The organism is Deltaproteobacteria bacterium (genome assembly GCA_016183175.1).
GTDB lineage: Bacteria > UBA10199 > UBA10199 > UBA10199 > SBBF01 > JACPFC01.
The window spans coordinates 1-8,941 of record JACPFC010000102.1 but is presented as its reverse complement, the minus strand read 5'-3'; the positions used below and the strand labels follow the sequence as shown (position 1 = coordinate 8,941).

General features: G+C 55.0%; 5 protein-coding genes. 4 read left to right on the top strand and 1 reads right to left on the bottom strand.

Annotation, left to right across the window (positions count from 1 at the left end; translation table 11 throughout):
- Nucleotides 1-21 precede the first annotated feature (21 nt).
- Both HYU99_09755 and HYU99_09750 read left to right on the top strand, forming a co-directional pair.
- Nucleotides 22-1,479, top strand: coding sequence for a hypothetical protein (locus tag HYU99_09755; GenBank protein MBI2340630.1), 1,458 nt, complete (start codon nucleotides 22-24; stop codon nucleotides 1,477-1,479).
- Between the two features lie 98 nt (nucleotides 1,480-1,577).
- A complete protein-coding gene (locus HYU99_09750; GenBank protein ID MBI2340629.1) occupies nucleotides 1,578-3,938 on the top strand; it encodes a hypothetical protein in 2,361 nt (786 codons plus the stop codon).
- 91 nt (nucleotides 3,939-4,029) lie between these two features.
- Here HYU99_09750 and HYU99_09745 read toward each other — a convergent pair whose 3' ends face one another.
- Nucleotides 4,030-4,278 (bottom strand): type II toxin-antitoxin system prevent-host-death family antitoxin, encoded by a 249-nt coding sequence (locus HYU99_09745; GenBank protein MBI2340628.1) that lies wholly within the window; start codon nucleotides 4,276-4,278, stop codon nucleotides 4,030-4,032.
- A gap of 177 nt (nucleotides 4,279-4,455) precedes the next feature.
- Between HYU99_09745 and HYU99_09740 the strand changes: the two genes are divergently transcribed.
- Together HYU99_09740 and HYU99_09735 are read left to right on the top strand one after the other, a co-directional pair.
- The gene (locus tag HYU99_09740) at nucleotides 4,456-8,718 is read left to right on the top strand and encodes an ATP-dependent Clp protease ATP-binding subunit (protein MBI2340627.1); all 4,263 of its coding nucleotides are present in this window, start codon (nucleotides 4,456-4,458) and stop codon (nucleotides 8,716-8,718) included.
- 20 nt (nucleotides 8,719-8,738) lie between these two features.
- Nucleotides 8,739-8,941: hypothetical protein (locus HYU99_09735; protein MBI2340626.1), on the top strand; the 203-nt coding region annotated here is incomplete at its 3' end.

Sequence of the window (8,941 nt, the reverse complement as noted above, 5' to 3'; positions counted from 1 at the left end):
GGCGATTCATACAAGAAGAGAATGGCCCAGGGGATTAGACCGGGGGTGAGTGTCGAAGAGTTCGCCAAGGGAGCCGATGTTGTTTTGAATCTGGGAGATGAAAAAACCCTCACCCGGGATCTCGCCTGGACCCGGCATTTGGTGGAACGTCTGGCCAAAAATGCCTTTTTTGGCCCCATGACCAACCCCGATCCCGGCATTACCCCCGAACTGCTCGGTCGGTGGCGGGAGGATGTCTACTATGGAAGCGGCAATCAGCTGTTTGAAAATCCGGTCAATAATTTTGTGGTCTTTACCCAGATGGCCCTTGGGTGTTTGTTGGCTTATGCGAAAACCGTTTCCCCCGAAATGACCGTTGCCGCGGCTTGGGCCATTCATCGGGTGGCCAAAATGGGTCCTCCAGCTCATCTTTTAAGTTCGTTACCCCCGGAGCAAAGAAAGTATGGAAAACACTGGCTGGTCCCCCGGCCGGATGATGAGCGACTGATCATGGAGGAGGCGGCCGCCATTGCGGTGGCGGCGGCCGAGGCCGGGGTTTCCCAGCTTTTTGACAAAAAGCTTGCGGGTGAGGAGCTGGAACAATTCCGGCGGATCGTTATGGAGGAATTAATCATTCGCACAAACCTGGTTAAAAGGATGAGGGAAAAGACCCGCGAAGAGGCCAAATATTATCTGAAAACAAGATACCCCCGCCAGTACGCCCCTTTTTATCTGCGCAAGGGAGATCTTGACCCTGTTTACTATGTAGCCCCCCAAGTGAAGCGCAGGCCCTTTGAAGATTTTGCGGGTCGGGTCGGGATATCGAACAACCGCTGGAAAGATCTGTTAACCTCGGAGGGGGAGATCAAACCCACCGCCCTGACCCTTGTGCTTCAACGGCTTTTGCACGACGTACGTGGGGAGACCTTGGCCAGTGAAATTGCCCGGCGCGAACTGAAGCTCATTGTGGATCTGGCCATGATCAGCCCTTCGCTGGGGCTTGCCCTTGCTTTAAGGCGCACCCGCGTCCAACGGAAACATCTGGCGGAGAGGCCGACGTTGTTTCACCGTGAAGAAATCTTCCGGGTTGTGATAGAGGTTGTGCCCGAGGCCAGGGCCGATATTGATGCCCTTATCCGATGGGTTGATGTTCACAAGCCGCAACCGGTGGAGGGGGCCGCGGTGCCTGCCCCGGCGCCGGCGGAGGCCCCACCGACCGCCGAGGCGGGGGCAGACGGTCCAAGCGGCCGAAGCCATGGCATCATGGGCCCTGTCTTTTTGGCCCTTAATCTGGCGGCGGGGGAGCCGAATCCGGAGGCGTCTTTTACGCAACAGTTCGGACCCGCCGTGGCCGCCGTTACCGCCTATTCGTCTCCGGTTTCGTCTCTGGCTACCGTGAGCGCCGCCACGTTTGCCGGCATGACGACGTTTGTCAATGTCGTGGCCACCCCAACAATGGTTACCGGCACCTTTGTCCCGGCGCCGGTTGTGGCCTGGTAGCGGACGGATAGGGAACAAAATTTTCTCTTGAAATTTCAATAGATTAGCTACATAAAAAAACCAGGCAACTTTTTTATCCACTTGCCGATAAGGATAAGATGATCATCTGGCCCTTATTGCTGGCAAGCGATTCCGGACTTTGGCCGGAAGACCCCTCCACAGAAACCGCCGCCACTCCTTGCTCTTTGTCCTCGGCTGATCCGGAAGATAGCTACAAGGCCCCGCTGGCTTTGGGCGGCATTGTTGCCGCGCGGCAAGCGGTTCCAGCGGCCGTGCGTTTGGCCGCCCCCACCGCCCTCGGAAGGGCATCTGTCGCATGGGGAACAGAGGCGGCGATGCTCGAAGGGGGGGCCGCCGCCGCAGGCGGCGCCGAGATGGCGGCTGGTGAAGGTTTGCTGATGGGGGCATTGCGGCTGGCGGCGACTTTCGCCCGGGTTTCGCCGCTGGCGCTCATCTTCATGGAATCGGATCAGCCGCGCCGCGAGAAGCCGCCTCTCCGCTACCAGGACGATTCGGAAATTGTGGGGGTTCCCGACCTCAAGGAGTGGGAAAAATTCAAGCAAGACATGAAAGACGCGGCAGACCTGTGGATGTATAAGCTCTTTTTCAGACATCTGCCCGATCACCTTGCCGATTTCCTCGCCCGATCCCTGATGCGTCGGTCCTCAAATTCTTTCCCCCCTTCTCCGGGCGCCTTGGGGGCCAGAATGAGCAGTCGATCCGGTGACGGCGGCGGTGTTGCGGCGGATCCAAAAAAGGGGAGAGAAAAAAAGGCCGAAAAGCCGCCAAATGGAGATTGTTATCGCCAGATCCGTGATCACCTGAATCCGCGAGGGAAAAGAAATGAGGAGGTCGACGAATTGATTCGCATGTTGCAGGAAGACCTGAAGCTCACCGTTGAGGAACAAAAGGTGGCCCCCGGCATTGTCCAGTCGATTTATGCGGGAAATTCAAGATCGAGTCCCGAACACAGACTCCTCCTGGTCTATTTTGTTTTTCAGATGGGAAGAGGAAACTCGACCGGTGGGAAAAGAGCGCAGGCGGCCAACAGAGCGGCCGCTTTGACCATTCAACTTTGGGCCGGCCAGACCATTGCGGCTTTGTCAGCAACCCCTTTGTCCGAGAAGAGACAGAGAGGGTTGATCTTTGATCTAAGCAGATGGACCAGCCGGGCCGCGGAGGCAGACCTGTTGGATATTGTCCCTCTCGCTTGGAGAGGTTTTGAGGATGCCGCGGTTGCCCTGTCTCGCGAGGGTCTTGATGGCGATCAAATTTTTACCCTTTTGTCGCGGCCTTTTAACCAGCCAAAAAAGGAGAGGGTTTCCCTGATATTCGAAGGGTTTCCCGATGAGGTTTTGGAGATCAAGAAGGAAAATCCGCGCGTCAGGAAAGAGGAGCTTTTCAGCCTTCTCTCTTCCTGGGTGGAGACTTATCCCGGCACGCCCGAATGGGAAAATTTGGGGCATGTTCTTGACCCCTCCGCCGATTCAAAAGTGGAAAGGGAGAGGGCGCGCCGGTTTGGCCAGGCCCGCGTCCTAAAATTAAAGGAGATCATCAAATGTGCGGCGGAAGGGGGCCGCCGGATTACCTTTGAGGTCTTCTATGCCGGGGGAATGCCGCAAAGGGTTATTGTGCAGGTTGGCGGAGGCCAGACGCAGTCGTTTGGGTCCGTTCAAGAAGCCATGGAACACTATCACGTCAAGGTGGAGTTGGCCCACCAGACGGAATATGAAGTGAGTCCTTATTCAGTCCCGATTTACAGGGAAGTGACAAGGATGACCGTGAAATGGGACAGGGAACGCCAAACGTTGCATGACGCCGAGGGAAACAGGATGGCGGATGGAATCGAAAAGGAAGAAGCCCTTTTTGAATTCCTTGGAAAAAAGTGGCGGGGAGAGGAAAAAGAACTTTTGAGGCAGGCCCGGCGCCATGGTGTGAATTTTTCCCCGCAAACCTTCATGGAATATAGGGAGAAAGTCCATCCCCGGTTGCGGCTTTTAAAAAGCGGCGACGAAGGGACGGTTTACCGAATGGTCGGAGAGCCGATGGCGGTCAAGGAGTTTGGGGACAGTGATTTGGGGCTTGCCGAGAGCTTGTTGCGCGACCAGGTCCGGGCCTTTTTAAGAATTCAACGGGCCCTTGAAAAGGAGGGTGTCGAAGGAATCCGTGTGCCTGAACTGGGGGTAGTCGGCCGTGATTTCCTGGTGCGGGAATGGGTGCCCCGCCGGTTTAATGAGGATGATATGTACGGTGTTCTCGAAATGCTGGAACAAATCAAGGCCAGCCGGTCCACTGAAATGCAGGTGGTCAGACGAACATTGGAGAGGATGTATGAAGGCTACCAGGATGAGTCACACCGTGACGGCTGGAATGTGGGAAAAGGGCCCGATGGCAAATTTGTTCTTTACGACCCCGGGAGCCGCATCGATTTTGTGGATCCTTCCGACGGCGGCGAATAACGGCGCGCTCAAATGATGGCGACAACGCCCGATTTTCGGATGGGGTCGTCCACGGTTATCCAAAGGAGGATATGGGTATCGAGGACGTATTTCATTCTTTGAGGGCTTCCCACAGGTCGGAGGTGTCGAAGTGGACGATATCGCCATGGATTGAGGCCTTCCCTTTCAGGGACCCTCTCAAAGAGCGTTTTTCCTTTTTAGCCGGGATCACCCGCGCGATCGGTTCCCCCCGTTTGGTGATGATGTACTCCACCCCCTTTTTAGCGGTTTTGTCCAAAAGGCTCAAACACTTGGCCTTAAACTCGGTGATGTTCAATTGATTTACGGATGACTCTTTCACACCAAAACTCTACCAGAGACAATCTGACCAGTCAAGTCATCTTGAAATAATACATAAGAGATATCAAATAGTTAGACTAACATCACCGATCCTTATCCGCCCCCCCAAAAATTCCACGCAACTTTTTTTGAAAATTGCCGATAAAGACATTGTTTGGCAAGGCGCTTAAATCTTCTTATGGATAAGTTATTCTACATCACCGTGGGTCCCAAAACGGCCGAGGAAATCGACAATCTGGATGACGGCCACTACGATGAAGATCCGGCAACGCCCGCGGACGAAGAGGAGTCCAAGGGTTTTGAATCGGGTGTTTTTACCGAGACCGAAACGCTTTTTGGCGGTTTATATGCGGTTAATTTCAGCGCCGACGGGTTTGAGGCCTTTAAAGGCAAATTTCTCACCTCGAAGTGGGGAACCGGCAAGAAAGACGCTTATCTTAAAAATCCCGACGACCTCGATCTGCGTGCCCTGATCGAGAATATGCAAAACCCCGGCGGTTTTACGGTGTACCTGGGCGCCAATGCGGAGGCGACCGGCGAACTGGAAAAAATTTTTGAAGGCAATATCACTGTTGAAAAAGGTGTTTTTTCCGATTCACCCACTCCCAACCGGATTAAAATCAGCTTCAAAAAAGAAATCGGCGGGAAGGAGTGGGGTCAGTTGAAGGCCTTTCTCGACTGGAGGGGCAAAAATTTGTCTGCCCCCGACAAGTACAAAATCAGCGCGCCGGACCTTTCCAATCTTGGCCGGTTTGCGCGAGAAACAACCGCCAAACCAAACCCGGAACATCTGGAAAAATTCAAGGCGCTGAACATTTACGACGAAAAAGAGGTTCAAACTGCCTATTCCACCCTTCAAAATGTGGAAGCGTCTTTTGTCCTCCCCTATCTTATCGAAGCGGAGGCGTGGGAGACTTTTTGGGATGAGACGGTGCAAAAGGTCTGGGGGCTGACCGGTTTGGATTATGACATGGTTCCGGTGCATATGAATGAAAGTGGTATTATCGCCCAAGTCGCTATTTCCGGCCCCATTGGCGGCGTGGATTCTGATGGACACCATTGGGGATTAGAGGGGTTTGTGTGGCGCCTTGAGTCGCTTGCCTCGCCGGCGATGACGAAGTCCGAAGAGATGGCATATCTTCCTCTTAAGGCGCCGACCTCCCTGCCGGGGAAATATGTCACTCTTCGCTGGCATTTTGCGGATGATGACGGATCGTTGGGAAACATTAATACCGGAAATTTTTCCGCAACGGTCAAGTTTACCGAGGATGAATTTTTAAAGGCGCGCGACGAGGCGGAAAAACCGTTCAACGAGGCCTTTTTGGAGTCGCTTCCCGATATATCGGCCTTTTCCCCCGATGTGGCGACGGTCGCGTTGTACTCGCAGACCGATCAGGCCGGAAAAACCCAGGCAGTGCTCGAGGAAGAGGGCCGGATGGCTCCCGTGGGGGTTCCCTTCCCTTCCGCCCGCGAGATCCTCGATCGCTGGACCATGGGGGACCCAAGGACAATGGCGCAACCGGACTATTTCACGCCGCCCACCATCGAAAGAAGCCTGGGGGCTTATCCGCGCTATTTTACGCCGGAGCTTTTGGCATGGGCCGAAGAACAGACAAAACTGCGGGAACTCTACGGCATTGCCAAATCGGAGGATGGAAATATCTTTTTCTATGAAAACGAAAAACTGATGATTCCGCTGGGGCAAGGGCTTCCGATTGATCAGGCGGTCCACCGCAGTACGTTGGCTTTGGACTCTGCCGTTTTTCAGGACCCGGCGTTCCAGAAATTTTATGCGGATCTCGTCCGCCTGTTGCTTATCGAAGTGGCCGGCTTCCCCATCACCGAGGCCAAGGTCAACGGAGACGACGTGGTTATCTTTACCGACCAGTCGCACGAAAAATTAATCGCGGCAATCCCCCGACTTGGAGAATTCCAAGCCCAATTGAAAAAGGGAGAGGTGGATTTCGACGACTACCCCGGCCTTAAACTGCTTTTGGGGGATCTGGATGAGGAGGGGCAAAAAGAACTGGCCAAATTTGTCGGAGCCGTCGCTTCTACAGTGGAGGAGGCCCACAGGCATAATCCGGGCGAGGCGGGGCATAAAAACGTGACGGTAGCCATTGGTATTGGCGCTCTCATCGCCGCCAGCATGGGGGGCAATGCGTTGCTCCAGCTCTATCTTCACAGAAAGAACCAGGGCGCGAGAGGGATCATGGGCGCCGGCTTGGCCGGTGTGGGCAAAGACGGCATCGAGCGCGATGTCTGGGGAAATGTGGTGCCTCAACCGAAGGATTTTTATATCGATCTTAACCAGGAGGCCATGGAAGGAAGGCTTCCCAACATCGTGGGAACGGGAATGGAGAAAGATGTCGACAAGGTCCTCGGGATTACCAGCAAGAAGATGACCCCCAACGTGGTTATCTGGGGGCGCAAAGGGAGCGGCAAAACAACGTTGGCCGAGGCGGTGGCCAAAGAAATGGTTGCGCGGGGCCAATACGGCCAGCAGGTTCGTTTGATCCTCATCGCCAAACTGTTCAAGGGGGCCCAGCTTCGCGGCGGTTTTGAACAAAACGTGGACAAGTTGATCGATGATGCCGTCAGCGCGGCCAAGACAAGCGGACTGCGTCCTATTTTGGTGTTTGACGAAGGGCACATGATTGTGGGGGCCGGAAAATCGGGCGATGGAAATATCGATATGAATAACCTCTTGAAACCCTACATGGCCCGCGGCGATGTCAGCGTTGTGATGACAACCACCGGTTACAAGGAAAATGGCCGGCTGTGGGGTGAAGTGGCCGTATTTTCTGAAGACGAGGCCTATCAAGACCGTTGTACCTTTTACGAAAAATCGGAGTCCAACGCCGCGGAGACACGGGAAATTCTTGAGGCGCGTCTTCCGGAACTGGAGGCCGCGCATGGAATCACCTACGACCGCGCAATTTTGGACCAGATTTACGACACAACCGAAAGGGAACAGCCCCTCCGGGCCCATCCGCGAAAGGACATCGATGCCCTCGACCGGGCCGGGGCCTCGCTGAAGGCCCGACGACAGGGCCTCGAGGGGAGAATTTCGGTGGCCCAAAATGACATCGACGCCATGAGCCCGACAAAGAAGGGGGCCGACGACAGACGGACCAAACTGGAAGAAAAAATCACCGAATACGAGAGGGAATTGGGGGACATCCCTTCCACGGTTGGCATGAAAGAGATTTATGACGCCATTCAAAGCGAGGGGGTGCTCCAGCAGGTCAGGGATAGGATGGCGGAGCTGACGGTGACGCGGGCTGAAATTGAATGGCTCAAAAAACCGGCCGACAACCGCACGCACTGGGAGATGAGCGGCCGCTATGCGATGGCCGCCGAGATGCGCCAGATGGATTTGAAGGAAGACTATGATAACCGTGGAAATGTCACGATTACCGTTGATATCGGCGGCGCTTCGGTTACGGAGGCGGCAAGCGACCACTTGAGATATCTGGACATGCAATTGGCCAGGGCGCGTCCCGCCCTTGCGGCCTTGCGGGGGACCGTGATCGTTCCGGGAGAAACCCCCTTTGCACAACCGACGCAGGGACTTAAAAAGGGGCGGCCGGAGTTCAGGGAATTGATCGAAAGGATTGTGATTGCGGAAATGAATGCGCAACGAAGTGGCAGGGGTGAACCGCTTTTGTCGGAACAGGAAATTGCTTTCACCCTGGCCAAGGAAGTGGATGCCATCGACATCAATCCGGGAAGCGCTTCCCCTTTTGCCATGCAACCGGGTGATTCGGAGGTCGAGTATGCCCAAAAGCTCAAAGACAGGCTTTCTGTATTGACAATCCCCCCCGAACCCCCCCAAGGCCCTCAAGGCGGCGGCGGTGGAGGCAATGGCGGCGCCGGTCCATCGAGCGGGTCGGGAAAGCCGCGCAGTGGCGGTACGCCGCGGAGAGGAAAGGGGAGTTCGGGCGGGGGAACGGGCGAGGCGAGCGCTGTAGGTGGAACGCCCAAAGTGATTCGCACCGGCATGGAAGAACTCTACCTTCATCGTGTTAACGACACAGCCGTTTACGAATCTCTGAAGAGTGTCGATCCGCGACTGGCCCGGTTCTATCGCGAAAATATTTCAACCTCGCTGAATCCGGTTGGAACCTTTTCCGATCTGGTGTTTCGCGTGGACGATAAAACCCTCGATACGGCTCGTCGAACAATATCCGCCGAAGGCCGGTTTATCAGCGAGGCGGGTGAACGGCTGGTTTTCGAATTGATCGTCCGGGAGGCGGAGGCCAAAGGGGTGGCGGTTGAATCGAATCCCGCTAAACGGGCGGAAATGGCCGTACGGTTTGAAGCAGAACTTCGGGAGAAAAAGGGAATCGAAAAGGAGGAGAAGCGTCCGGAGGAAAGAGAGCGCGATCGGGATCTGGAAAGAAGGCTGGAAGCCATTCGGGCTGGCGGAGGGAAGTAAGGGAGCAAGAAAGGATTGTTATGGACTATACGACAAAAATTTGGACCGAAAGTGAAGGGGCCATCGACAATACCTACGGCTACAACGATTGTTTGATCACCTATCAGTCGATGAGTGATGGAATCAGCCTTTACCCTCTGGACAACATTACCCAAGCCGCGCTGGAAGAGGCAAAGGAGCAGGTGACAGCGGGTGTTGCCCCGACGGAAAAAGAAGTCGAGGC